Annotated in this window: 23 protein-coding genes; 4 read left to right on the top strand and 19 right to left on the bottom strand. The window is 69.7% G+C overall.

Annotated elements, in window-relative coordinates:
• Window positions 1–17: 17 nt before the first annotated feature.
• The 5 genes from VIR15_RS20210 to rplS all read right to left on the bottom strand — a co-directional run bounded on the left by VIR15_RS20210 (window position 18) and on the right by rplS (window position 3,263).
• Window positions 18–338 (bottom strand): DUF2469 domain-containing protein, encoded by a 321-nt coding sequence (locus VIR15_RS20210; RefSeq protein ID WP_324143127.1) that lies wholly within the window; start codon window positions 336–338, stop codon window positions 18–20.
• A complete protein-coding gene (rnhB, locus tag VIR15_RS20205) occupies window positions 335–1,117 on the bottom strand; it encodes a ribonuclease HII (protein WP_331931115.1) in 783 nt (260 codons plus the stop codon). The genes VIR15_RS20210 and rnhB overlap by 4 nt, the downstream gene beginning before the upstream one ends.
• Window positions 1,118–1,125: 8 nt before the next feature.
• Window positions 1,126–2,010: a signal peptidase I gene (gene lepB, locus VIR15_RS20200; RefSeq protein ID WP_331931113.1), complete on the bottom strand. Its 885-nt coding sequence runs from the start codon at window positions 2,008–2,010 to the stop codon at window positions 1,126–1,128.
• A gap of 74 nt (window positions 2,011–2,084) precedes the next feature.
• On the bottom strand, window positions 2,085–2,819 hold the full coding sequence (gene lepB, locus VIR15_RS20195) for a signal peptidase I (RefSeq protein ID WP_331931111.1): 735 nt from the start codon (window positions 2,817–2,819) through the stop codon (window positions 2,085–2,087).
• 66 nt (window positions 2,820–2,885) lie between these two features.
• The gene (gene rplS, locus VIR15_RS20190; protein ID WP_331931109.1) at window positions 2,886–3,263 is read right to left on the bottom strand and encodes a 50S ribosomal protein L19; all 378 of its coding nucleotides are present in this window, start codon (window positions 3,261–3,263) and stop codon (window positions 2,886–2,888) included.
• A gap of 280 nt (window positions 3,264–3,543) precedes the next feature.
• Here rplS and VIR15_RS20185 point away from each other — a divergent pair, with 280 nt between their 5' ends.
• Window positions 3,544–4,302, top strand: a complete 759-nt coding sequence (locus VIR15_RS20185; RefSeq protein WP_331931107.1) for an ABC transporter permease — start codon at window positions 3,544–3,546, stop codon at window positions 4,300–4,302.
• Here the strand turns inward: VIR15_RS20185 and trmD are convergent.
• On the bottom strand, window positions 4,299–5,486 hold the full coding sequence (trmD, locus tag VIR15_RS20180; protein ID WP_331931105.1) for a tRNA (guanosine(37)-N1)-methyltransferase TrmD: 1,188 nt from the start codon (window positions 5,484–5,486) through the stop codon (window positions 4,299–4,301). The genes VIR15_RS20185 and trmD overlap by 4 nt on opposite strands.
• Before the next feature lie 7 nt (window positions 5,487–5,493).
• A complete protein-coding gene (rimM, locus tag VIR15_RS20175) occupies window positions 5,494–6,027 on the bottom strand; it encodes a ribosome maturation factor RimM (protein WP_331931103.1) in 534 nt (177 codons plus the stop codon).
• A 28-nt stretch (window positions 6,028–6,055) separates the two neighbouring features.
• Here rimM and VIR15_RS20170 point away from each other — a divergent pair, with 28 nt between their 5' ends.
• Window positions 6,056–7,435: an FAD-dependent oxidoreductase gene (locus VIR15_RS20170; protein WP_331931101.1), complete on the top strand. Its 1,380-nt coding sequence runs from the start codon at window positions 6,056–6,058 to the stop codon at window positions 7,433–7,435.
• A 109-nt stretch (window positions 7,436–7,544) separates the two neighbouring features.
• Here the strand turns inward: VIR15_RS20170 and VIR15_RS20165 are convergent, their stop codons facing one another.
• The 6 genes from VIR15_RS20165 to VIR15_RS20140 all read right to left on the bottom strand — a co-directional run bounded on the left by VIR15_RS20165 (window position 7,545) and on the right by VIR15_RS20140 (window position 12,672).
• Window positions 7,545–7,787 carry an RNA-binding protein gene (locus VIR15_RS20165; RefSeq protein ID WP_324143135.1) on the bottom strand — a complete coding sequence of 81 codons (243 nt, stop codon included), beginning with the start codon at window positions 7,785–7,787 and terminating at the stop codon, window positions 7,545–7,547.
• A gap of 2 nt (window positions 7,788–7,789) precedes the next feature.
• Window positions 7,790–8,251: a 30S ribosomal protein S16 gene (rpsP, locus tag VIR15_RS20160; protein ID WP_331931098.1), complete on the bottom strand. Its 462-nt coding sequence runs from the start codon at window positions 8,249–8,251 to the stop codon at window positions 7,790–7,792.
• Between the two features lie 208 nt (window positions 8,252–8,459).
• Complete coding sequence (locus VIR15_RS20155) at window positions 8,460–9,383, bottom strand: GNAT family N-acetyltransferase (RefSeq protein ID WP_331931096.1); 924 nt, start codon at window positions 9,381–9,383, stop codon at window positions 8,460–8,462.
• A complete protein-coding gene (locus tag VIR15_RS20150) occupies window positions 9,373–10,467 on the bottom strand; it encodes an amidohydrolase family protein (protein WP_331931094.1) in 1,095 nt (364 codons plus the stop codon). Before VIR15_RS20150 ends, VIR15_RS20155 begins: the two co-directional genes overlap by 11 nt.
• A 235-nt stretch (window positions 10,468–10,702) precedes the next feature.
• Window positions 10,703–11,680: a hypothetical protein gene (locus VIR15_RS20145; protein ID WP_331931092.1), complete on the bottom strand. Its 978-nt coding sequence runs from the start codon at window positions 11,678–11,680 to the stop codon at window positions 10,703–10,705.
• Between the two features lie 323 nt (window positions 11,681–12,003).
• Complete coding sequence (locus tag VIR15_RS20140) at window positions 12,004–12,672, bottom strand: hypothetical protein (protein ID WP_331931090.1); 669 nt, start codon at window positions 12,670–12,672, stop codon at window positions 12,004–12,006.
• A 189-nt stretch (window positions 12,673–12,861) separates the two neighbouring features.
• On the opposite strand from VIR15_RS20140, the gene VIR15_RS20135 reads away from it, so the two are divergent.
• Together VIR15_RS20135 and VIR15_RS20130 are read left to right on the top strand one after the other, a co-directional pair.
• Window positions 12,862–14,064: a sensor histidine kinase gene (locus VIR15_RS20135; protein WP_331931088.1), complete on the top strand. Its 1,203-nt coding sequence runs from the start codon at window positions 12,862–12,864 to the stop codon at window positions 14,062–14,064.
• A 36-nt stretch (window positions 14,065–14,100) separates the two neighbouring features.
• Window positions 14,101–14,754: a response regulator gene (locus tag VIR15_RS20130; RefSeq protein WP_331931086.1), complete on the top strand. Its 654-nt coding sequence runs from the start codon at window positions 14,101–14,103 to the stop codon at window positions 14,752–14,754.
• 6 nt (window positions 14,755–14,760) lie between these two features.
• Here the strand turns inward: VIR15_RS20130 and ffh are convergent, their stop codons facing one another.
• The 6 genes from ffh to VIR15_RS20100 all read right to left on the bottom strand — a co-directional run.
• Complete coding sequence (gene ffh / locus VIR15_RS20125) at window positions 14,761–16,380, bottom strand: signal recognition particle protein (protein WP_331931084.1); 1,620 nt, start codon at window positions 16,378–16,380, stop codon at window positions 14,761–14,763.
• A gap of 118 nt (window positions 16,381–16,498) precedes the next feature.
• Window positions 16,499–18,898: a [protein-PII] uridylyltransferase gene (locus VIR15_RS20120; protein ID WP_331931082.1), complete on the bottom strand. Its 2,400-nt coding sequence runs from the start codon at window positions 18,896–18,898 to the stop codon at window positions 16,499–16,501.
• Between the two features lie 79 nt (window positions 18,899–18,977).
• Window positions 18,978–19,316 carry a P-II family nitrogen regulator gene (locus VIR15_RS20115; protein ID WP_331931080.1) on the bottom strand — a complete coding sequence of 113 codons (339 nt, stop codon included), beginning with the start codon at window positions 19,314–19,316 and terminating at the stop codon, window positions 18,978–18,980.
• Window positions 19,313–20,758: an ammonium transporter gene (locus tag VIR15_RS20110; protein WP_331931078.1), complete on the bottom strand. Its 1,446-nt coding sequence runs from the start codon at window positions 20,756–20,758 to the stop codon at window positions 19,313–19,315. The genes VIR15_RS20115 and VIR15_RS20110 overlap by 4 nt, the downstream gene beginning before the upstream one ends.
• A gap of 148 nt (window positions 20,759–20,906) precedes the next feature.
• Window positions 20,907–22,103, bottom strand: coding sequence for a signal recognition particle-docking protein FtsY (ftsY, locus tag VIR15_RS20105; RefSeq protein ID WP_331931076.1), 1,197 nt, complete (start codon window positions 22,101–22,103; stop codon window positions 20,907–20,909).
• A 215-nt stretch (window positions 22,104–22,318) separates the two neighbouring features.
• Window positions 22,319–23,370, bottom strand: a 1,052-nt coding sequence (locus tag VIR15_RS20100) for an AAA family ATPase (protein ID WP_331931074.1), incomplete at its 5' end; no start/stop codon positions are given.

Below are 23,370 nucleotides of genomic sequence, written 5' to 3'. Positions count from 1 at the left end.
CGCAGCAGATCAGGCCGTTACGCGAACTCTCCGGAGTCCGGCAGCTTGATGTCCGGCTTCGGCAGCTCCTCGATGTTGACGTCCTTGAACGTGACGACCCGCACGTTCTTGACGAACCGCGCCGGCCGATAGATGTCCCAGACCCAGGCATCGGCCATGGCCACGTCGAAGAAGACCTCTCCCCCATCGGTGCGCACCTTGAGGTCGACGGAGTTGGCCAGGTAGAAACGGCGCTCGGTCTCGACGACGTGACTGAACAGACCGACGACGTCGCGGTACTCCTTGTAGAGCTGGAGCTCCATCTCGGTCTCGTACTTCTCGAGGTCTTCCGAACTCACCTGACCGCCGTTTCTGTCTGGTCCGCCGTCACGTAGGACGTCACGAGGTCATCCGTCCCTTCATTCAACACCTCTTCGGGGATCAGGACCGTGCCCTCCTCGTAGACCCCGGGTAGCCGCCACGAGCGACGGTGGAGGTCACACGCCCCGTGCCGGGCAAGCGCATCCATGTGCTCGGGCGCCGCATAGCCCTTGTTCAGGCTCCAGCCGTACACCGGGTGTTCGGCTCCCAGCCGGATCATCAGCTCGTCTCGCTCCACCTTCGCGAGCACGCTCGCGGCGGCCACGGACGAGCACTTGAGGTCGGCCTTGATCATCGTCGTCACGGGTGGCGTGGCCGGCGTCGCCCCATCGGCGAAGGCGAGCAGCCCGACGTCGTAGGGAGCGGTCAGCCAGTCATGGTTGCCGTCGAGGATGACGAGGTCGGGGACGACATCGATGGCGGCCAGCGCCCGCAGGCCGGCCAGGCGAAGGGCGGCCATGATGCCGATCGAGTCGATCTCCTCGGGACCGGCGTGTCCCACTGCGTGGGTGATCGACCAGCGTTGGATGCGCGGCACGAGTCCCTTGCGGGCGCGCTCAGTGAGCAGCTTGGAGTCCTTGACCCCGGTCGGGGCGGATCGCACGGTCTCGTCGATGACGACGACGCCGACACTCACGGGCCCGGCGAGGGCGCCCCGGCCGACCTCGTCCATGCCGGCGAGGAGCCGGTGACCGGCACGCTGGAGCTGCCGTTCGACCCTGAGCGACGGCTTCTTGGACGGAGTGGGACCAGCCATGACCACCCTCAGGACGAGGCGGCCAGGCGCAGCGCGGCGGTGGTGGCGGCGGGCACGGGGGATCTGACCGAGCTGCGAGCCGGAGCCAGCGCCCCCTCGGTGGGCGTGGTCGCCCCGGGCACCGGAGTCTTGTGGGAAGGCGCCGGCACGTCCTGGAAGGTCCGCTCCGGCACGCCGAGCCACGTCACGTGGTCGATGGGCCAGATGATGAACAGCGCCCGCCCGACGATCTTGTCGATGGGCACGGAGCCGTCCGACCCGTTGTTGGCCGGCCCGTCGTGGTACCTCGAGTCGGACGAGTCGGAGCGGTGGTCACCCATGACCCATACGTGGTCCGGCGGAACGACGATGTCGAAGGGCTTGCCCTCGCTCGGCGCGTCCCCCGGCTTGAGGTAGGTCTCCTCGACCTGCTCGCCATTGATGGTGATGGGCCCGGTGCCGCCGTCGGAGACGATGTGGTCACCGGGGAGGCCGATGACGCGCTTGATGAGGTGGTTCTCGGCGTCCTCGGGAAGCAGCCCGACAAAGACGAGGAGGTCGTGCAGCGGACCGCCGACGTCGGACGTCCCGTTCGTGGTGGCTCCGCTCAGCCAGGGGACGGGATCCGCCGGGTCCTCGAACACGACGACGTCCCCACGACGCAGGTCGAAGGGGCCAGGAGTCAGTTTGCTGACGATGACGCGGTCGTCCTTGACGAGGGTGTCCTCCATCGACCCGGACGGGATGTAGAACGCCTGGAAGAGCCACGTCTTGACGACGAACGAGAGTGCCATCGCGAGCACGATGACGATGACCAGCTCCTTGACCGCGCTGACCAGACCGGCACCGAAGCCACGTCGCTCCTCGTCGTCATCCCCCATCTCGTCACCCAGGTCGCCGTCGAGCTCGTCCATTGGGAGTTCGCCAGGGTTACCGACGCGATCGGGGGTCGGGCCCGATGAGTCGGGACGGCCTGGGACCTGCGACATCACTCACCGTTCTTCTCGAGGGCGGACGGGATCGAGCCAAGCCGATCGAGCGGCCAGTATCGCACCCACACCTTTCCGATGATGTCGTCCCCCGGAACCATGCCGCCACCCGGCTCGCCGAGGTGCGCCCGCGAGTCCGAGGACCCGCCCCGGTTGTCACCCATGACCCAGAACCGGTGCGGCGGGACGAGCACGTCGAAGGTCATCGTGCTCGGCTTCTGTCCGGGCTTGAGGTACGGCTCGTTCACCGGCTCACCGTTGACCTCGATGCGCCCGTCGGGAGCACAGCAACGGACCCGGTCGCCGGGCAGGCCGATGACCCGCTTGACGTAGTCCGTCGGGGCTCCCTGGCCGACGAGTCCCTCGATGGCGTCGACCACGGACTGCAGCAGGCTGCGGTCGGGCACCCTGAGGTTGAAGGCCCGGGACGCGTCGAAGACGACGATATCGCCGCGCTTCAGCTCCTCGGGCTCGGTCGTGCGGGTCACGAGGAGCCGGTCGCCGACCTCAAGGGTGTCCTCCATGGACCCGCTCGGGATGCTGAACGGCGCGACGAAGAAGGCGCGGAGCACAAGCACGAGCAGGAGCGCCATGGCGGGTCCGATGAGCCACCGCAGTCCCCGGTCGGCGTGAGCGGGCGGCTCCGCCGTCTTCTGTTCGTCAGCTCCAGCGACATCCTCGGGGGACGACGAAGGCGCGGCGGAACCCGGTACCTGTGGCGTCTGCTCCGTCACGTGGAGCCGCTCGACTCGGGGACCACCGCGCCTCTGGCCGCCAATGGGCTGGAAATGAGGTCGAGCTCAGTTGGTCTTGGCCTCGGCCTTTGCCGGCACCGTGTCGCGCTTCTCGCGGATCTTGGCGGCCTTGCCGCGCAGCCCGCGCAGGTAGTACAGCTTGGCGCGGCGCACGTCACCGCGGGTGAGGACCTCGATCTTGTCGATGATCGGGGTGTGGAGCGGGAAGGTGCGCTCGACGCCGACGCCGAACGAGATCTTGCGGACCGTGAAGGTCTCGCCGATGCCACCACCGTGGCGGCGGATGACGACTCCCTGGAAGACCTGGACGCGGGAGCGGGTGCCCTCGATGACCTTCACGTGGACCTTGAGCGTGTCGCCGGCGCGGAACTCGGGAATGTCCGAGCGGAGCGAGGCGGCGTCGAGCGCGTCAAACGTGTGCATGATGCTTCGCTTTCCTGGGCGCCACAGGTCACCCGTGAGATGTCGAGGTGCAGTCCGTCAGGCCTCGTCTGCCAACCGGCCGAGCAACGCTCGGTCTCGCTGGCTCGACTCCCCCTGTGGCAGGGGCCATCGTCAGCCGGACGCAAGGACCAAGTTTGCCAGAGCAGGCCACATAGAAGAAATCGAGGCCGTATGCCGCTGGGCTTGGTCGCGGCCTCACGCTCCCACGAGCGGGGCCGGGTTGACCGCCCCCGGCGGTTTCAGGGGATAGCGTCGGGCCGTGACCGTCAACCCGGGATGGCCGGTGACCATCGCCCTGGTCGCCCTGTTGATCGTCACGGTGGTCGCGAACCAGGTCTTCCGGCACGGTCTCGGCCGTCAGGCGGTCGTGGCCGGCCTCAGGGCGGCGATCCAGCTGACGATCGCCGCGTCGATCATCACTGCTGTCATCGGCTCGCTGTGGCTCTCCGGCCTCGCGCTCCTCGGGATGTTCGTCATGGCGGTGGTGACCACGTGTCGACGGATCGAGAGCCCGCGCGCCCTGCACTGGGCGGCGGTGGCGATGGCGTGCGGCATCGTGCCCGTCGTTGCGATCCTCCTGCTCAGCCGAACCATTCCCTTCGAGGGCATCGCCCTCATCCCCGTCGTCGGGATCGTCCTCGGCAACACCATGACGGTGCACACGCTCGTCGGCCGACGGTCGTTCGCCGCCCTCCGCGAGGAGCACGGCCAGTACGAGGCCGCCCTGTCGCTGGGCCTGCTGCCGGCGCAGGCCATTGAGGAGATCATCGCCCGACGCGTGCCCGAGGGCATCATGCCGAGCCTCGACCAGGTGAAGACGTCCGGAGTCGTTACTCTGCCGGGCGCGTTCATCGGCGTGATGCTCGGCGGCGGCAGCGCCGTTCAGGCCGCAACGGCCCAGGTGCTCGTGCTCTTCTCGATCATGGCGACGCAAGCCATCACGGCCGGTGTGGAGGGCCGGCTGATCCGAGCGCGCCACATCCTGCCGGACGACCTGCGGGTCGCCCTCATCTCCTAGTCGGCCTGCCGACGCTTCACCAGACTGACCCGTCCCGGGAGCGCCGGCTCACCGCCCGCCCGCCGGTAGCCGGCCTTGCGGTACCTGCGGATGCGGTCCTCACTCCCGGCATGGGCCTCGAGTGAGAAGGTCCGTATGCCGCTGGGCGCGCTGCGCTCGGCAAGGCCGAGCAGGTGCGACTCAAGTCCACCGCCCCCCAGGTCGGGCGCGAGGAGCACCTGGGAGATGCGTAGGTCGTCGCCACACACCTCGGTGCGCACCGACCCGATGAGGCGGCCGGCCTTGCGCGCGACCCACGTTCGCGTCGTCTCCAGGCTGTCCCTGAAGTCGTCGACGGACTGCGTGAGCTCGGGCAGCTCGAGCGTGTCGGTGACCAGAGCGTCGTGGGCCGCGGACGCCAGCGCGAGGGTGAACAGCTCAGGGATGTCCGCGGGGACGAGGAGCGCGACGTCGACGTCGGGCTCTCCCGGCACGGCCACCTGGGAGGGATGGAGCAGGTCGGGACGCCGGGCGGCGGTCCGGGCGAGACGCTGGTCGTGCCGCCAGGCCGCGATGGCCGCATGGTTGCCGGAGAGGAGCACGTCAGGCACCGCGCGACCCTTCCAGACCCGCGGCTTGGTGTAGATCGGGTACTCGAGCAGCCCCTCCTCGTGCGACTCCTCGACCAGCGACTCGGCGTTGCCGATGACGCCGGGCAGGAGGCGGGCGATCGCCTCCACCATGGCGAGGACGGCGACCTCGCCGCCGTTGAGGACGTAGTCGCCCAGGCTGACGACGGAGACCTCGAGCCGGAGCTCCTCACTGGCGTAGTCGTAGACGCGCTCGTCGATGCCCTCGTAGCGGCCACACGCGAAGGCGAGCCACGGCTCGGACGCGAGCGAGCGGGCCAGGCCCTGCGTGAAGGGCGTGCCGCCCGGACCCGGCACGATGAGGTGCGGACGAGCGTCGGGTTCGGCCTGCGCGAGGACGTGGTCCAGGGCCTCGGCCCATGGTCCCGGCTTCATCACCATGCCCGCACCGCCCCCATAGGGCGTGTCGTCGACGGTGCGGTGCCGGTCGTGCGTGAAGTCGCGCAGGTCGTGAGTCGCCATGGTCAGCAGGCCGTCCTGCCTGGCCTTGCCGATGAGCGACAGGTCCAGGGGCTGGAGGTACTCCGGGAAGATGGTGATGACGTCGATCCGCATCGCGACGTCACTCTCCCGCTTCGCGGTACAGGTCGAAGAGGCCGGGCGGCGCATCGACGACGACGTGGTCCTCGGCGATGGTCGGCACGAGGGCCTCGACGAATGGGACGTAGGCCGTGACGCCATCCGTCAGCTCGATGACGAGCCGGTCCTGGGCAGGTCCGATCTCGAGCCCGGTCACCTCGCCCAACACCTCGCCTGCGGGGTCGCGGACCTGCAGGCCCAGCAGGTCGTCCTCGGACCAGGCCTCCTCGTCCGGGTCGGTTGCGGCAGCCGCCTCCTCGAGCACGAGGCGCGCGCCGCGGAGTCCCTCGGCACCGGTGCGGTCCGGGATCTCCTCGAAGGCGAGCAACCAGGTCCCGTTGTGGACGCGCGTCGATCGGATGGTGAGCTGCCGAGGCACGCCTGAACCCTGCGCCGCCTCGGTGTCGAGTACCTCTCCGAGGGCAAATCGCCGCTCCGGCTCGTCGGTGTGCAGTTGGACGGTGACCTCGCCACGCAGCCCGTGGGGTTTGCCGATCCGCGCCAGCACGATGCTCATTCCCGAATCCTGTCAGTACCGTTGCTGGATGAGCGAACCAGCGACCCATGACGCGGTCTTCATCGGTTGGGGGAAGGGCAACAAGACGTTGGCCGCCTTCCTCGCAGCTCGGGGCGAGAGCGTGCTCATGATCGAACAGTCCGACCTCATGTACGGGGGGACGTGCATCAACATCGGCTGCGTGCCCACCAAGGCGCTCGTCGAGTCGGCCAACCACCCGTCCACGGCGGGGAGCCCGTCGGTCCGCTACACCGACGCGATCGAGCGCAAGGACGCGTTGACCGCCCTGCTCCGCGGCAAGAACTACACCATGGTCGACTCGCACGACACGGCCACGGTGATCACGGGTCGTGCCCGTTTCGTGGGCAAGCGAGAACTCGAGGTCACTGCGGGCGGCGAGACGATCTCCGTGCGTGGCGACAAGGTCTTCATCGGCACCGGCTCCGTCCCCATGCTCCCCCCGATCCCCGGCCTCGACGGACCGCGGGTGGTCACCTCGACGGAGCTCATCGACCGGACCGAGCTGCCACCACGGCTCGTCGTCGTCGGCGCCGGCTCCATCGGGCTGGAGCTGGCCACCACCTACGCCAGCTTCGGGTCGACGGTCACCGTCGTCGACGCGGTGCCCGACCTGCTGCCGAGCATGGACCGGGACGTCGCCGACCTCGTCGCGTCGGTCCTCGCCGACTCGGGCATCGAGGTCATCCTCGGCGCCTCCGTCGACGAGATCTCGGACACCGGATCGGCGGCAGTCGTCCACCTGACGACCAGTGCCACCGCCGGATCGAAGACGCAGACGGTCGAGGCTGACCTCGTCCTCGCCGCCCTCGGGCGACGAGCCGCCACTGACGGCCTCGGCCTCGATGCAGCCGGTGTCGCGGTCACGGAGAAGGGGGCGATCGTCGTCGACGATCGCCTGAGGACCACGGCCGACGGCGTGTGGGCGATTGGCGACGTCAACGGAGGCCCCCAGTTCACCTATGTCTCGCTCGACGACTTCCGCATCGTGCGCGACCAGCTGGTCGCCGACGGGACGCGCACGACGAGGGACCGCCGTGCCGTCCCGACGACGACCTTCATCACGCCGCCGCTCGCCCACGTCGGGCTCACCGAGAAGGAGGCCCGCGGCGAGGGTTACGACATCAAGGTTGCCTCGAAGCGCGTCGACACGATCGCGGCGATGCCACGCGCCCGGATCGTCGGGGACACGCGGGGCATCATCAAGGTCATCGTCGACGCGGCGACAGACCTCGTCCTCGGCGCCACGGTCTTCTGTGTCGACAGCCAGGAGATCATCAACCTGGTCGCCTTGGCGATGCGCCACGACGTCACCGCGACCGAGCTGCGCGACACGATCTACACCCATCCGTCCTCGACCGAGGCGCTCAACGAGGTGCTGACGATCTGAGCCCCCGCGGAGCCGCGCGTGGCGCGCAAGCGAGCTCAGCGGCATACGGCTGAAGATGAAAGGGGCACCCCGGTTGACCCGGGGCGACCCACTCACGTGATGGTGACGCTCAGCGCACGCGGTCCGTGTCGACGATGTCGACGCGCACGTTGCCGTTGCCCGCGAGCGCGCTGACGACGGTGCGCAGGGCGCTGGCTGTCCGGCCGGACCTGCCGATGACCCGGCCGAGGTCGTCCGGGTGGACCCGCACCTCGAGCAGTTCGCCACGGCGCAGCTCCTTGCGACGCACGACGACATCCTCGTCGTGGTCGACGATGCCCTTGACGAGGTGCTCGAGCGCCTCCTCGAGCATGCTCAGGACTCGCTCTTCTCGGAGGTCTCAGAGGTCTCGGTGCGCTCGGCCTCGGCCTCGGCGGTCACCTTCGCCTCAGCGGCGTCCTCGGCGGCCGCGGCGTCCGCCTTCTTCGCGGCCTTCTTGCGTGGGGCCGGAGCGTCGTCGCTGCCCTTGCCTGCGGCGGCGAGGGCGGCCTCGTAGCGCTCCTTCTTCGACGGACCCTGCTCCTTGGTCTTGAGAGTGCCGTCGTTGATGACCTTGAGGAGAGCGGCGACGGCCTCGGTGGGCTGGGCGCCCTGGCCGATCCAGTAGTTCGCACGCTCCATGTCGATCTCGATGACCGAGGGCTCCTCGGTCGGGTGGTACTTGCCGATCTCCTCGATCGCACGACCATCGCGCTTGGTGCGCGAGTCCATGACGACGACGCGGTAGAACGGTGCACGGATCTTGCCCATGCGCTTCAGACGAATCTTGACTGCCACTGGTGTGGTGTCTCCTGTTTCTTGGTTGTGAGCGCGGCAAGACCGGGTGGGGAACACGCGGGGAGCCGACGCTCGGTGTAGGCGTCCAGGTCAGGCGAGAGGGTCCCGGCCCGACGGGTACAGCCGACCATTGTGCCAGACCCACCGGAGTGCCCCGCACGCTCGCCCGTGGCGGCTACTGGCTGATCCGTCGGTGGCGAAGCGCGGTTCAGTGTTCCTGCACGGCGAAGGCGGCCCGCACCTTGAGCGCCCTGTCGACGACGTCTCGCTTGCTCGCGTCCTCCATCGCCTCGAAGACGGGAGCCACGGCGGGATCGACTCCCGCACGTGCGAGCCCCATTCGCAGCTCGGGTCCGGCCAGCTTGCCCTCCACGACCCCACCGATGGATGAGTTGCGCAGCAGCTCGAAAAGCACCGCCGGCGTCCCCACCTTGGACGCGGAGTAGAGCGGGACGCCGAGCTCAACGGCCAGCTGGGGTGCGAGCCCGGTCGGCGCCATGGCCGGCGGCCCCATGACCACGGCCACGAGGCGCCGTGCGATCCGGTGGCGGTAGGGCACCGCGGGCCAGTCGCTCGACAGCATGGTGTAACGGTCGTGGTCACGCCAGGCGCGGCGGCCGTCGTGACCCGGGAGATGGAGGAAGTCCCTGGAGAACCCCTCGTGCACGAAGCCGAGGGAACGAACGAGGCCGGCGGATCGAACGTTGGCCGGCTGGATGTTGGCCTCGATCCGGTGCAACCCCATGCCTTGGGGTTCGTCGGCGAAGACGAGGTCGAGGATGAGCTGGAGCCCCTCCGCGAAGAGGCCCTTGCCGACGTAGGGGTCATAGGCGTCGTAACCAATGCTCGCGCTGTGGAACGCCCCCCGGACGACGTTGCCGACGTTGGCGCGGCCCACGAGGTCGTGGTCGCCCTCCGGCTCGAGGGCATGAACCATGAAGGTGCGATAGGTCGCGGACTGGTTGGCGATGACGGCCGGCAGGTTGTGCGGGTCGGGCACGGCGAACTCCGAAAGGCGATCCGCCGACCGCGTGACTGCCGCTGTATAGGCCGGCTGGTCCGCTGCGGAAGGCGGGCGGACTTCGACCTGGTCGCCGCGGACGGCGGCGGGGACGACTGACTCAGCGGACAACGCGGCCTCGCAGGACGATGCCCTTGGGCTCGGCGACCACCGTCACGTCCTCTCTTGGGTCCGCCCCGTAGACAACGAAGTCGGCGTCCTCCCCCTCCTCGATCCCGGGCCGTCCGAGCCAGGCCCGGGCCGCCCAGACCCCAGCGTCGAGTGCCTCGAGAGTCGAGAGCCCCGCCCTGGTCAGCTCGACCATCTCCTGGGCCACGAGACCATGGGGCAGGCTGCCGCCCGCGTCGGTACCGGTGAAGATCGCGATGCCGGCCTCGTGCGCCGCGCCGATGGTCGCGTGCCGGCGCGCATGGAGGTCGAGCATGTGCCGGTGGTAGGCGGGGAACTTCTCTGCCGCGGGTGCCGCCAGGCTGGGGAAGTTCGCGATGTTGACGAGGGTCGGGACGATGGCGATGCCCTGGCGCGCGAACTGGTCGATCGTGTCCTCCTGGAGCCCGGTCGCGTGCTCGATGCAGTCGATGCCGGCATCCGCGAGATCCCTGAGCGACTGCTCGCCGAAGCAGTGCGCGGTGACCCGGACGCCTTCCTCGTGAGCCGCGGCGACGGCGTCCGCAACGGCCTGGCGCGACCAGCTCGGGGACAGATCGCCGACCTCCCGGTCGATCCAGTCACCGACCAGCTTGACCCAGCCGTCACCCCGGTGCGCCTCGAGCCGCACGTGCTCGACGAGCTCGTCCTCCTCGACCTCGTGGGCGTAGTTGCGGATGTAGCGGCGGGTCCGGGCGATGTGGCGCCCGGCTCGGATGATCTTCGGCAGGTCCTCGCGCTCGTCCACCCACCGCGTGTCACCGGGCTGGCCCGCATCCCGGATGAGGAGGGTCCCTGCCTCGCGATCGGTCCGCGCCTGCTCCTCGGCAACCTCACGTGGTACGGCGCCGTGCGGGTCGAGGCCGACGTGACAGTGCGCATCGACGAGCCCGGGCAGCACCCAACCGTCGACCGTCTGGACCTCGGTGCCCGACTGGGGCGGCGTGAACGACACCTTGCCGTCGATGACCCAGACTTCGTCGCGGGTGGCGTCGGCGTCCCTCCCGATGAGGATCTGACCACGGACATGAAGCACCGGCGCACTCATGCCCAGACCCTACCCACGCCGCGAGAGTCATGATCGCGACCCCGTCATGTCGCCGACCGGTCACGTTGCACGTCATGTCGCAAACCGTGTCGCTCCTGGGCCAGGCGGCACGTGGCGGGTCACGTCGCCGGTCAGGTCGCCGGTCATGTCGCAAACACGCCTGGGGTCCGTGCTCAGGCTCAAACCGAGCCGCGACCTGACTCGCGACGTGACCTATGGGTCGATCGAGCGCTGGTCAGGATGCTCGCGCGAATGAGGTTCTTGGCGTGGCGGTGACGGCCGCACGGTACCCGCTCCGGGCAGCCTCCACATAGGCTCGCTCTACTCGCTGCAGCACCCCACCCGGGTCTCGGGCGATCGACGCGGGAGTCACCGGCACGACCACGACCCGAGCGGCCCCGAGGTCGGCGTCCACCTCAACCGTCTCCTCCCAGTCGAGCGCATCGGCGTGGTACTGGCGACTGTGCACCATCACCGCGAGGGCAACGTCATCGATCCAGACATCCGGAGTCGTCAGGCGCCGCCCTTGGTCGTCCTGCAGCTCCGGGTTGGCCATGGCCTTCGGCAGGACGCCCGACGACCCGAGAAGCCGCAGCAGATCTCCCTCCGGCACCGACCACACACCGGCCATGGCCTCGTCGAGCGCCGCCCGAAGCCGGAGCCGGCCGTTGGGACGGCGCACCTCGATCCAGTGGAGCACGTCATCGGCTCGGACCAACCGCTCCTGAACAGTAGCGATGATCATGGCGCGCACGTCCCGATCGGGCCCCGCCGCCGCCGCGGCATCGACGAGGGACCGGGCCCGACAGGAGATCCGGAGGGGACCGCGCTCCACGAGCCGCTCGTCCACGATGTGGGTTCGGCGGATCGACACCCATGACACCTCCCGTGGTCGGCGTGGAGCGGGAACGAGCAGCTCCACCCTCCGCAGCTCGTCGAGTGACGGCAGGTGGGGCAGCCCGTGGAACGCTGCAGCTGTCGTGCCCGCGAGCCACGCGCTGGGACCGGCGAAGAGCTGCGCGGCGATGAGTCGCTGGTCCAGGTTGGGCAGCCCGGGATCGAGCAGGACCACGCCGGGAAGGACCATCCGGAATCGCTGGCCCAGCGCTGACCTGAGCTCACGCAAGGGAACACCCGCGGCGAGAATCTGGCGCCGAGTGACGATGCCGGACTGCGCCTGGGCCGATTGGAGAAGTGCTGCCGGTAGGTCCACGTGTCCACGGTGACTCGCAAACCGCCACCGGTGCCATGCCACCGGTCGTGCTGTGGACGGGCGCACCGGCTCCGCAACAGATGTGGAAGGGACCGGTTGGGCTCACGTCGCAGGTCACGTCGCAGGTCACGTCGCGACAGCGCTCGGGGTCCGTGCTCAGGACCCGACAGGTCCGCGACCTGAGTCGCGACGTGACTTGTCAATAACCCGGCCACGCCGGAACTCTGCCGAGACGAGAGCCGACGTGCGGGTGGGACTCAGCTCAGCGGCATACGGCCCGATGGTCCGTATGCCGCTGATCCTCGGTCACGAGTAATGAATGATCAGCCGTGATCGAGCCCGGACAGTGCCGGTTCCGTCGACCTGCCCGGCCGGGCGTGGGCCGCCCGGTCGTCGAGGGAAGACCCGATCCCCCGCAGCCCGACGAACCCTGCGAGCAACAGGACGAAGGTCGGCACCCCGGAGACCTCCTCGGGCGCGACGAAGTCGCTGATCATGGCCAGCACGAGACTGGCGGCGGCCCAGATCGGGGCGTGACCGGCACGCCATAGTGCGATGCCGGTTCCGATCGTGCCGACCACGCTCAGTGCCAGCATCGGCAGGAGCAGGCCCAGGAAGACCGGCCCGGCAAAGATCTGCGTCTCGAGGTCGGTCGCGGCCGCGCGGTCGGGCAGCAGGGCCAGCTCGTACGACACCGCGTTGTGCGCGATCAGCGCCGTGTGGAGCAACCAGCCGACACCGGCGATCCGTGAGAAGGCGGCGGATGCCCGGTGGCCGTGACGAGCGCAGTAGTGCCCAATGACGAGCAGGCCGGCTCCGATCAGTGCCGTCCCCACGAAGGTGAGTGCGTTGCCGAGCAGGAAGCTGGTGGATGCCGCCGCGATCGCGGCGAGCGTGCCGTCGTCGGCGCTCGGCAGCGTCGTCAGGGTGAGGACTCCAGCGAGTCCGACGGCCGAGCCGATCGCGGCCCAGCGTGTCGAGAGGGTGTTCATGGTTCTCCTGAGTGAGGTCGTGCAGCCCGGCCCGATCGTCGGGGCCGGGCGCGAAGGACGTCTCGAAGGTAGGAGCGGATGCAGCACGTCGTCGTCGTCGCCGACGCTGAACCGTGTCCGACCTGCGATGTACGTCCAGTCAGCCGGGCCGCCGACGCCCACGACGGGTTGCGGCCCTACGGTTGGCGCGTGACCCGGTTCCGGCCTCCCCCGCTGCTCGATGCGGTGCTGGCCTGCGGGCTGGCCGTGCTCGGTGTCGCGCAGCTGCTGTACGAGGACGCGGGCCTGGTGTCCGTCGCGCTGATGATCGGCATCACGCTGCCGGTGGCGCTGCGACGCATCGCCCCGCTGGCCGCGGTGGTCGTGAGCTGGGCAATCATCTTCGTCGAGGGCGGGCTCGGCACCGACGTGACGAGCCAGGGACATGCGGCGATCCTCGCGCTCTGGATCACCGTGTACTCCGTCGCCCGGTACGGGCTCGGTGCGCACCCGCGGGCCGGGCTCATCTGGGCGATGGCCTGCGTGCTCGGCTCGGTGATCACGGCCACTGGCCTTGACGTGCCCAGCATGCTGCTGACCACGGTCATCACCGTCGGCCCATGGCTCGCGGGGTACGCCGTGCGCCGTTCGGAGTCGGGCCGGGCTCGGGCCGAGGACGACGCCGAGCAAGCGCGCGCCGAGAAGGAGCGCCATGCGACGGAGGCCGTCGACGACGAGCGGACCCGGATCGCCCGCGAGGTGCACGACGTGCTGGGGCACACGCTCGGGCTGATGGTGCTGCAGCTCGGCGCGGCCGACCAGAACCTGGATGCCGACCCGGTCAGCGCCCGCGAGGCAGTCCGGTCCGCGCGTCAGGCAGGCAAGTCCGCCCTGGCCGAGGTCCGCTACCTGATCGGTCTGAATGACGAAACAATCGCCGCCTCCGCACCGCCGACCAGCGGCCTGCTCGACATCCCCGACCTCGTCGAGCAGAACCGCAGGGCAGGCGTCGATGTGACGCTCGAGCTCGACCTGGGCGCGACGGCCGCAGGCGGGGAACCGCGGGACTCGACGCCCTCGGCGACCGACCTCGCCGCCTACCGCATCGTGCAGGAGTCGCTGACGAACGCGGTTCGGCACGGCTCCGGTCCGGTGCGGGTCGAACTGCGGCGCACCGCCACCGACGTCACCGTCACGGTGCACAGCGCGATGCGCGAGCCTGCCGGCGTCCGGCAACCCGCCGCAGCCGAGGTGAGCCCTGCCGGCCCGGATGACGGCACGCGCTCGGGGCGCGGGATCATCGGGATGACCGAGCGAGCGCGGTCGTGCGGCGGCACGCTGTCGGCCGGCCCGGTCCCCGCCGGTTTCCTCGTCGAGGCGCGGCTACCGACCTGGACCACGGATGAGAGATGACGAACGATCCACGATGACGACGAGCGGGACACGAGCATGACCAGCGTGGTGATCATCGACGACCAGTCCCTTGTTCGTGCCGGGCTGCGGATGATCCTCGACCAGGCACCGCAGGTCGAGGTCGTCGGCGAGGCTGCGGACGGCCGCCAGGCCTTGGACCTCGTGGCCCGGGCGCGGCCCGACGTCGCGCTGATGGACATCCGCATGCCGGTGATGGACGGGATCGAGGCCACCAGACGGATCGCCGGCACCGACGCCGGCACGCGGGTGCTCATGCTGACGACGTTCGGGGAGGACAGACAGGTGGTGGACGCGCTGCGGGCGGGTGCCTCCGGGTTCCTCCTCAAGGAGGTCGACCCGCCCGACCTGGTGCACGCCATCACCGGGGTCGCCCGCGGTGACGCGCTGCTCGCACCCACGATCGTGCGACGGCTGATCGAGAGGTTCACGGCCGCACCGACCCGCGATCCCGCGCTGCTGGCCCCGCTCACCGCTCGCGAGCGCGAGATCCTGATCCAGCTGACCCGGGGGCTGAGCAACGACGAGATCGCCGCGAAACTGTTCATCAGCCCGGCGACTGTCAAGACCCACGTCACGCGGATCCTCACGAAGCTCGGGCTGCGCGACCGCACTCAGGCGGTGGTCTTCGGCTACGAGACCGGGCTGGTGACGCCCGGCCACCCCGGATAGCGGTCGCTAGTTCTTGCCGAGGAACTTGTCGAAGCCCTTGGGCAGCTTCGAGAGGTCCAGGTCCGCCATGGGTTGGGCACCGTCCTGACCGGCGCCGGGCATGCCGAACGCGGACGCTGCGGCCTTGCTCCGACCCTCGGCGGCCCGCTGGGCGGCAGCCCGCTCCTCCGCCGCTCGTTTGGCCGGGTTGCCGCTCTTGCTCTTCTTGCGCTGCGGCTGCTGGCGACCCCGCTTGCCGGCACCGGGCACGCCCGGCATCCCCGGCAGGCCGCCACCGCCACCGCGCGCGAGCGACTTCATCATCTTCTGGGCGTCGCGGAACCGCTCGAGCAGCTGGTTGACATCGGTCACGGTGACCCCGGAACCCTTGGCGATGCGGGCCCGTCGCGAGCCGTTGATCTGCTTCGGATGGGTGCGCTCGAACGGCGTCATCGAGCGGACCATCGCCTCGACCCGGTCGAACTCGCGGTCGTCGAAGGAGTCGAGCTGGGCCCGCATCTGCTGCATGCCCGGCATCATCTTGAGCATCGACTTGAGCGAACCCATCTTCTTGATGGCGTTCATCTGCTGGAGGAAGTCCTCGAAGGTGAAGTCCTCCTCGGCGAGGAACTTGCGCGCCATCTCGTCGGCCTGGCGCTTGTCGAACGCCTTCTCGGCCTGCTCGATGAGCGTGAGCACGTCACCCATGTCGAGGATGCGCCCGGCCATGCGGTCCGGGTGGAATACCTCGATGTCCGTGACCTTCTCGCCGACCGACGCAAACATGATCGGCTCGCCGGTCACCTCGCGGATCGACAGTGCGGCACCACCTCGCGCGTCGCCATCGAGCTTGGACAGCACGACGCCGGTGAAGGCGACGCCCTCGTGGAATGCCTGAGCCGTCTCGACGGCGGCCTGTCCGATCATCGCGTCGATGACGAACAGGACCTCGTCCGGTTGGATCGCCTCCCGGATGTCGGCGGCCTGCTGCATGAGGTTCGCGTCGACCGCGAGGCGCCCCGCGGTGTCGACGATGACGACGTCGTGCTGCTGTGCCCGCGCGTGCTCGACACCGGCACGCGACACGGCGACGGGGTCGCCGAAGCTGCGCGTCCCCTCCCCCGACCCCGCCACCGCGTCGTGGCCGCCGATGTTGCCGCGCTCCGGCGCGAAGACCTTGAGACCCGCGCGGTCACCGACGACCTCGAGCTGCGTCACGGCATTCGGGCGCTGCAGGTCGGCCGCGACGAGCAGTGGCGTGTGGCCGCGATCCTTGAGCCAGCGGCCCAGCTTGCCGGCGAACGTCGTCTTGCCGGACCCCTGCAGGCCCGCGAGCATGATGACGGTCGGTGGGGTCTTGGCGAACCGGATCTGTCGCGTCTCGCCGCCGAGGATCGCGACGAGCTCCTCGTTGACGATCTTGACGACCTGCTGGGCCGGGTTGAGCGCCTGGTTGACCTCTTCACCGAGCGCGCGCTCGCGGACCGCATGGGTGAACCGCTTGACGACGGGCAGCGCCACGTCGGCGTCGAGGAGCGCCAGCCGGATGTCACGGATCGCCTTGTTGACGTCGGACTCCGAGAGGCGGCCCTTGCCGCGGAGGTTCTTGAAGGTGGCGGTCAGCCGGTCAGACAGGGTTGCGAACACCCGGCAACTTTAGCCGTTGGCGCGTGCACTTCCGATTCGGCTGGCTCGCATCCCCATTCCGTATGCCGCTGAGCTCGCTTCCCGACGCACGCGGGCTCCCGCTCCTCCCGTCCTTGGGTCACGGTCCGTCGCAGGTGTCGATGATCATGGCCACCGCCTGGGCCGCCCTGGCCGGGGCCAACCGACCGCCACCGAACTCGGTGACGTAGAACGTGTCGAGGGTCTGCCCGGCATAGGTCGCGATGTGTGCCGAGCGGACGACCAGTGAGGCCCGGGCCAGCGTGATGCCGATGTCCTGGAGCAGGCCCGGACGGTCGGTCGCGCGCACCTCGATGACGGTGGCCATGTCCGACGCGCCGCTGATCACCATGGCTCGCGTCGAGTCGGGGGCTCCGGACCCGGGACTTCGAACCGATCCGGTCCCGATCGGAGCGGTGGCCCTCCGCCGCTGGAGGCGACCGAGCGGCGCGCGGTCACCGGAGCCGATGCGGACCAGGTCGCGGGCGATGGTGTCGGGCAGGGGCTGTTCGCCGCCGGGCGAGTCGACCCACCACTCGTTGACGGCCAGGCCATCGAGGGTCCGGATGAGGGCGGAGCGCACGACGAAGCCGTGCGCGGCGAGCAGGCCGGCGGTATCGGCGAAGAGGCCGACCCGGTCCCGGTCGACGATGTCGACCCGGTGCGCGCCGCCCATCGAGGTGACGGTGACGTGAGGGTCTCCGACCGCGACCTTCTCGAGCGCGTCGGAACTGAGAGTCAGGCAGTCAAGGGACTCGATCGGCTCGATCGGCTGGGTCCCGGCGGCACCGTCAGCCCCGTTGGCAGAGACGAGAGCCGCACGGCACGCCGCGTAGAGCCGGGAGACGAGACCAGCGCGCCAGTCGGTCCAGGCCTTCGGGCCGGCGGCCGATGCGTCAGCCTCGGTCAGGGCGCGGAGCAGGTCGAGGGTCATGACCGACCCGCCGACGGCCTCCGAAAGGACCGCGATCGTCGCCGGGTCCTCCGGGTCGCGCCGCGTGGCGAGCTCGACCAGGGTGAGGTGCTCACGGACGAGTCGGACGACGACCTCGCGGTCCCGGTCGCTCGTTCCCATCCGGCGCAGGATGCGGTCGGCCAGACCGGCTCCAGTCCGGGAGTGGTCCATCGCGTTGGCCACCTTGCCGATGTCGTGGAGCAGGGCCGCAAGCATGAGGAGGTCGGGCCGGGCGACGTCCCGCACGAAGCCGCTCGCGGCCACGACCGTCTCGACGAGATGCCGGTCGACGGTATGCCGGTGTACGGCGTTGCGCTGGGGCCGGCTCCGCACCGCGGCCCATTCGGGGATCCACCGCACGACGATTCCGGCGAGGTCGAGCCCTTCCCACACCGTGACGAGACCGGGACCCGCCGCCAGGAGGTCGGCGAAGACACCACGGGCAGCCTCCGGCCAGGGCTCACCCGGGCTCGGCGAGTGGGCGGCGAGGTTGCGCAGCGTGGCCGGGGAGAGCGGGATGGCGTTACGGGCCGCGACGAGGGCGGCTCGATACGGGATGACCGGATCGGACGTGACGTCCGCCGATGGCCCGAGGACCGCCTCGCCGTCATGCCGATACAACCCGTACCCGAGGGGCACGAGCTGCGGTCGCCGCGGGCCCACCCGGAGGGTGCGGGCCCGCTGCGACTGGAGCGCCCGCCGCAGCGTCCCGTCCACCGCGTAGGCGATGATGCGTGCCGACCCGGACAGCTCGGTGAGCACGGAGTCCGCGTCCGCGTGACCCAGCAGCGCGGCGCAGGCGTCCTGGTCCTCGCGGGCGAGCCGGTCGCGGCCCCGGCCGGTGACGACGTGGATGGCATCGCGCACGTCGAGAATGCGCTCATACGCCTCGTCCACCTCACCATGTGGTCGATCCGTGAGCCACGCCTCCGTCAGGGCCCGGAGCACGGTCATGTCGCGGAGACCACCGTGGGCCTCCTTGAGGTCCGGCTCCACGAGGTGGGCAAGATCGCCCTGCCTCGCGTGCCTCGCCATGACCGAGTCCTGCAGTTCCGACAGTCGGGTCCGCGCGTTGGCCCGCCAGTCGTGCGCCACCGTGGACCGCGCGGCATTGACAACGTCCGCGTCACCGGCGACATGCGTGAGATCGAGCAGGCCCATGGCGGCGGAGAGGTCGTCCGACGCCACTGCCCTGCATTCCGCAACCGTGCGGACGCTGTGGTCGAGCCGCACCCCGGTGTCCCAGATCGGGTACCAGAGCCGATCGGCAAACGCAGCGACCTCCTTGCCCGACAGGCCCCGCGGGTGGTGAACCAGGACGAGGTCGTAGTCGCTCAACGGCCCACCGTCGCCCCGGGCCAGCGAGCCGACCGCTGCGAGGGCGACGCCCTCGTGACGCCGGCCGGCGCAGGCCTCGCGCCAGAGGTCCTGCAGCCAGCCGAAACCGAAGTCCGTGATCGCCCGTCGGCGGGTGCGGCCCGCCCCGGGCGTCGCGAACTCACGCGTCCCGGCGAGGTCCAGTCGTCGTGTCGTCACATCGCTCATGAGGACCTCGCCGGGCCTTTCTCTCGAAGGGTCGGGCCGCTCCGATGCGATCGGGAGCCCGCTGCCACGGTCGGATGGGTCAGAGTGCCGCCGGGCCCCGCTCGCCCGTGCGGACCCGGACCACCTCGTCGACGGGCACGGACCAGATCTTCCCGTCTCCGATGCGACCGGTCTGGGCGGACTTGAGGATCACCTCGATGACGTCGGAGGCGTCGATGTCGTCGACGAGCACCTCGAGCCGGACCTTCGGCACGAAGTCGACGGTGTACTCGGCGCCGCGGTAGACCTCGCTGTGGCCACGCTGGCGTCCGTAGCCGCTGGCCTCGCTGATGGTCATCCCGGTGACGCCGAAGGCCTCGAGGGCCTCCTTCACCTCGTCGAGCTGGTGCGGCCTGATGATGGCGGTGACAAGTTTCATGCGTTCGCTCCTTCGACTTTCTCGGCCATCTCGGTCTGAGCGGCCGGCTCAGCGGCGGCTGAGGGGACGGTGGACCGCGGTATGGCGAGCCCACGCCCTGCGCCGACAGCGAAGCCACCGAGGTCGTAGCCCGATTCGGCGTGCTCGGCCTGATCGATCCCGGCTGTCTCGTCGTCATCGGTGATCCGCCAGCCGAGAGTGTGCTTCAGGGCGAGGCCGATGACCGCCGTGAGGACGCCGGACACGACGAGCGATGCGAGGGCGATGATGACCTGCAGGGCGGTCTGCTGGAAGCCGCCGCCGTAGAAGAGGCCGGTGGACGTGGACAGGAGCCCGGCACCGATGGTGCCCCAGAGGCCGGCGACGAGGTGGACACCGACGACGTCGAGCGAGTCGTCATAGCCGAACCGGTACTTGAGGCCGACAGCGAGAGCGGCGAGGGCTCCGGCCACCACACCGAGCACCAGCGATCCCACCGGAGACAGGGCCCCGCACGCCGGAGTGATCGCGACGAGCCCCGCGACGACCCCGGAGGCGGCGCCGATCGACGTCGCGTGACCGTCACGGAGTTTCTCGACGAGGAGCCAGCCGATGATGGCAGCGGCCGTGGCGGCCGTCGTGTTGAGCCAGACGATGGAGGCGACGCCGTCGGCGGCCAGCTCCGACCCAGCGTTGAAGCCGAACCAGCCGAACCACAGCAGCCCGGCACCGATCATGACGAGCGGCACGTTGTGGGGCCGCATGACAGTCTTCCCGAAGCCAAGGCGCTTGCCCACGATGAGCGCCAAGACCAGCGCGGCGATGCCGGCGTTGATGTGCACGACCGTGCCGCCGGCGAAGTCGATCGGGACCACCGAGGCCGCGCCGTCGGTGACGCCGAAGATTTTGGCCGAGAGCCCGTTCTCGGCGCCGGAGAGCAGCCCGCCGCCCCAGACCATGTGCGCGATCGGGAAGTAGACGATCGTGGCCCAGATGCCGGCGAAGACGAGCCAGGTCGAGAACTTCACCCGGTCGGCGATCGCGCCGCTGATGAGGGCAACCGTGATGACGGCGAAGGTCAACTGGAATCCGGCGACGATCACCTCGGGGATGAACACCCCGGCGCCGAAGACGTCGACGAGCCGCGGGCCTCCTGTGCCATCGTCGAGGAGTTGGCCAAGGCCGAAGTAATCCAAGGGACTGGCGAAGATGCCGCCGACGTTGGTCGGGCCGAATGACATCGAATAGCCCCACAGGATGTAGATGACTCCGACGATCCCGAGGGCACCGAAGGACATCATCATCATGTTGAGGACGGACTTGGCTCGCGTCATCCCTCCATAGAAGAGTGCGAGGCCGGGGGTCATGAGGAGGACCATCGCTGAAGCGATCAGCATGAACGCCGTCGCAGCCTCGTTGATCTCCGGTGCTTCTGCCGCGAGGGGCACCAGTGCGGTTGTCATGCCGACGATCGTGGAGACGACCGGTTTCGGCCGCCCATCGCGCTTGTTACGTGCGTGTCAACAAGCAGCCGGCTCTGTTAGCAGTTGGTTTCCCAAGATGGGCCCGCCCACGATGTGGACGGGCCCGGCATGGTGGCAACCCCCTGGCTCACTCCACGATGGCGTCGACGAAGGCCTCCGGGTCGAAGGGTGCCAGGTCATCCGGCCCCTCACCGAGTCCGACGAGCTTGACCGGGACGCCGAGCTGGCGCTGGACGGCGACGACGATGCCGCCCTTGGCGGTGCCGTCGAGCTTGGTCAGCACGATGCCGGTGACGTCGACGGCCTCGGCGAAGACCTTCGCCTGCTGCAGCCCGTTCTGGCCTGTCGTGGCGTCGAGCACAAGGAGCACCTCGTCGATCTCGCTCTGCTTCTCGATGACCCGCTTGATCTTGCCCAGCTCGTTCATCAGGTCGGCCTTGTTGTGAAGGCGTCCCGCCGTGTCGATGATGACGACGTCGACCTCCTGCTCGATCCCCGCCCTGACGGCGTCGAACGCGACGGCAGCAGGGTCGGCGCCCTCCCTGTCGGACCGGACGGTGGGCACCCCGACGCGGGCGCCCCACGTGTCGAGCTGGTCGGCGGCGGCGGCGCGGAACGTGTCTGCGGCGCCGAGCAGCACGTCGCGGTCCTCGGCAACGAGGACGCGGGCGAGCTTGCCGACCGTCGTCGTCTTGCCGGTGCCGTTGACGCCGACGACGAGAATGACGGCTGGTCGCACGCCGACGCGCGACGACGCGATGCGACGGTCCATGTCGGGTTGGACGAGACGGAGCAGGTCCTCCTTGAGCCACTCGCGGGCGGTGGCCTCGTCGGTCGTCCCGTCGACCTTCACCTGGGTCCGCAGTGACGCGACGAGCTCCTCGGTCGCCTCGACCCCGAGGTCGGCGCCGATGAGCGTGTCCTCGACGTCCTCCCAGGCCTCCTCGTCGAGCCGACCGCGCGACAAGAGCGCCAGCAGCCCCTTGCCGAGAGCCGTGTTGGACCGGGCCAGCCGGGCACGGAGGCGCTGGAGGCGGCCGCGCGCGGACTCCGGGCGCTCGATGGTCGGCAGCGGCTCGGGGATGGGCGGGAGGGTCTCCTCCGGGACCTCGGTCGTGACGGTCCCAGCCGGTGGCGCCTCGGTCTCCGGCCGGCGCTCGAGCTCCTCTGTTGGCAGCCCCGGCGCCCCAGTGGAGGGAGGAGCCTCGACCTCCCGCTCGGGGCGGCCCCGCCCGCGCAGGAGACTGACGGCGACGCCGACCCCCAGAGCGATGATGACGACGCCGATGATCACGTAGAGCCAGAGGTTTTCCACGTCGTCCATCCAATCACGGGCGCCGACCGAGCCCTCCGGTGAAAGGGCACCCACCCAGCCCCTTCCGTCGGGGTGCAGTTGATACCGGCGCCTCAGGGACGACTGACGGGACCAGCCGTCGTGTCTGTGCGTGGACACCCGGCGTAGCAGGACTTTGGTCCCGTCATTGCTCCCACGCCGAGTGGCGCGAAGTGCACAGTCGAGGACGAGCGAGCACAGCTGGATCAGGCGGACTGCTGGGTGGCGACGTCCCGGAGGCGCTGCGAGACCACCGTCGTCACGCCGTCGCCGCGCATGCTCACGCCATAGAGGGCGTCGGCGATCTCCATCGTCTTCTTCTGGTGCGTGATGACGATGAGCTGGGAGCTGTCGCGCAGCTCCTCGAAGAGGGTGAGGAGGCGCCCGAGGTTGGCGTCATCGAGCGCAGCCTCGACCTCGTCCATGATGTAGAAGGGCGACGGCCGCGCCTTGAAGATCGCGACGAGCAGGGCCACCGCCACGAGGGAGCGCTCGCCACCGGAGAGCAGCGACAGTCGCTTGATCTTCTTGCCGGGCGGGCGGGCCTCGACCTCGAGCCCACTCGTCAGCAGGTTGGACGGGTCGGTGAGGACGAGCCGTCCCTCGCCCCCCGGGAAGAGCCGCTGGAAGACCCGCTCGAACTGGACGGCCGTGTCCGCGAACGCCTCGGCGAAGACCCGCTCGACGCGCTCGTCGACCTCCTTGACGATGTCGAGCAGGTCGCGTTTGGAGCTCTTCAGGTCCTCGAGCTGCTCGGTGAGGAACTTGTGCCGCTCCTCGAGGGCGGTGAACTCCTCCAAGGCCAGCGGGTTGATCCGCCCCAGGGCGTTCAGCTTGCGCTCGGCCTGCCGGAGCCGCTTCTCCTGGGCCTCACGGACGAACGGCCCCGGATCGGGCACCGGCGCCTCCGGGTCGGCGTCCGGGTCCGGCACGACGGGCACGAGCTGGTGTGGGCCGTACTCCTCGACGAGGGACTCGGGCGAGATGCCCAGCTCCTCGACAGCCTTCTGCTGGAGCTGCTCGATGCGCAGGCGCTGCTGGGCCCGGGCGACCTCGTCGCGGTGCACGCTGTCGGTGAGCTCGCGCAGCTCGTTCTGCAAGGTCGCGATGTCACGCCGCACGAGGGCCAGCTCGGCATCGCGCTCGTTGCGGGCCTCCTCGGCGGCACGACGGGCAGCGTCGGCCTCGTCGGCGGAGTCGACGAGCAGGCCGTGCGCCCAGTCGGCGGCCACGCGGACCGCCTCAGCCACCCGCGCCT

This window comes from Intrasporangium sp. (assembly GCF_036566125.1).
Taxonomy (GTDB): Bacteria; Actinomycetota; Actinomycetes; order Actinomycetales; family Dermatophilaceae; genus Intrasporangium.
Note: the sequence above shows the minus strand (reverse complement) of the source record. Positions and strands in the feature narration are given on the sequence as shown.

Bases quoted from the DNA above. Each gene is read 5' to 3' on its own strand.
- VIR15_RS20120 (WP_331931082.1), bottom strand. From the start codon at position 18,898: ATGAGCGATGTGACGACACGACGACTGGACCTCGCCGGGACGCGTGAG.
- ftsY (WP_331931076.1), bottom strand. From the start codon at position 22,103: ATGGACGACGTGGAAAACCTCTGGCTCTACGTGATCATCGGCGTCGTC.
- rplS (WP_331931109.1), bottom strand. From the start codon at position 3,263: ATGCACACGTTTGACGCGCTCGACGCCGCCTCGCTCCGCTCGGACATT.
- VIR15_RS20165 (WP_324143135.1), bottom strand. From the start codon at position 7,787: ATGCTCGAGGAGGCGCTCGAGCACCTCGTCAAGGGCATCGTCGACCAC.
- VIR15_RS20130 (WP_331931086.1), top strand. From the start codon at position 14,101: ATGACCAGCGTGGTGATCATCGACGACCAGTCCCTTGTTCGTGCCGGG.
- VIR15_RS20170 (WP_331931101.1), top strand. From the start codon at position 6,056: ATGAGCGAACCAGCGACCCATGACGCGGTCTTCATCGGTTGGGGGAAG.
- rnhB (WP_331931115.1), bottom strand. From the start codon at position 1,117: ATGGCTGGTCCCACTCCGTCCAAGAAGCCGTCGCTCAGGGTCGAACGG.
- VIR15_RS20115 (WP_331931080.1), bottom strand. From the start codon at position 19,316: ATGAAACTTGTCACCGCCATCATCAGGCCGCACCAGCTCGACGAGGTG.
- VIR15_RS20140 (WP_331931090.1), bottom strand. From the start codon at position 12,672: ATGAACACCCTCTCGACACGCTGGGCCGCGATCGGCTCGGCCGTCGGA.
- rimM (WP_331931103.1), bottom strand. From the start codon at position 6,027: ATGAGCATCGTGCTGGCGCGGATCGGCAAACCCCACGGGCTGCGTGGC.
- lepB (WP_331931113.1), bottom strand. From the start codon at position 2,010: ATGGACGAGCTCGACGGCGACCTGGGTGACGAGATGGGGGATGACGAC.
- VIR15_RS20150 (WP_331931094.1), bottom strand. From the start codon at position 10,467: ATGAGTGCGCCGGTGCTTCATGTCCGTGGTCAGATCCTCATCGGGAGG.
- trmD (WP_331931105.1), bottom strand. From the start codon at position 5,486: ATGCGGATCGACGTCATCACCATCTTCCCGGAGTACCTCCAGCCCCTG.
- VIR15_RS20110 (WP_331931078.1), bottom strand. From the start codon at position 20,758: ATGACAACCGCACTGGTGCCCCTCGCGGCAGAAGCACCGGAGATCAAC.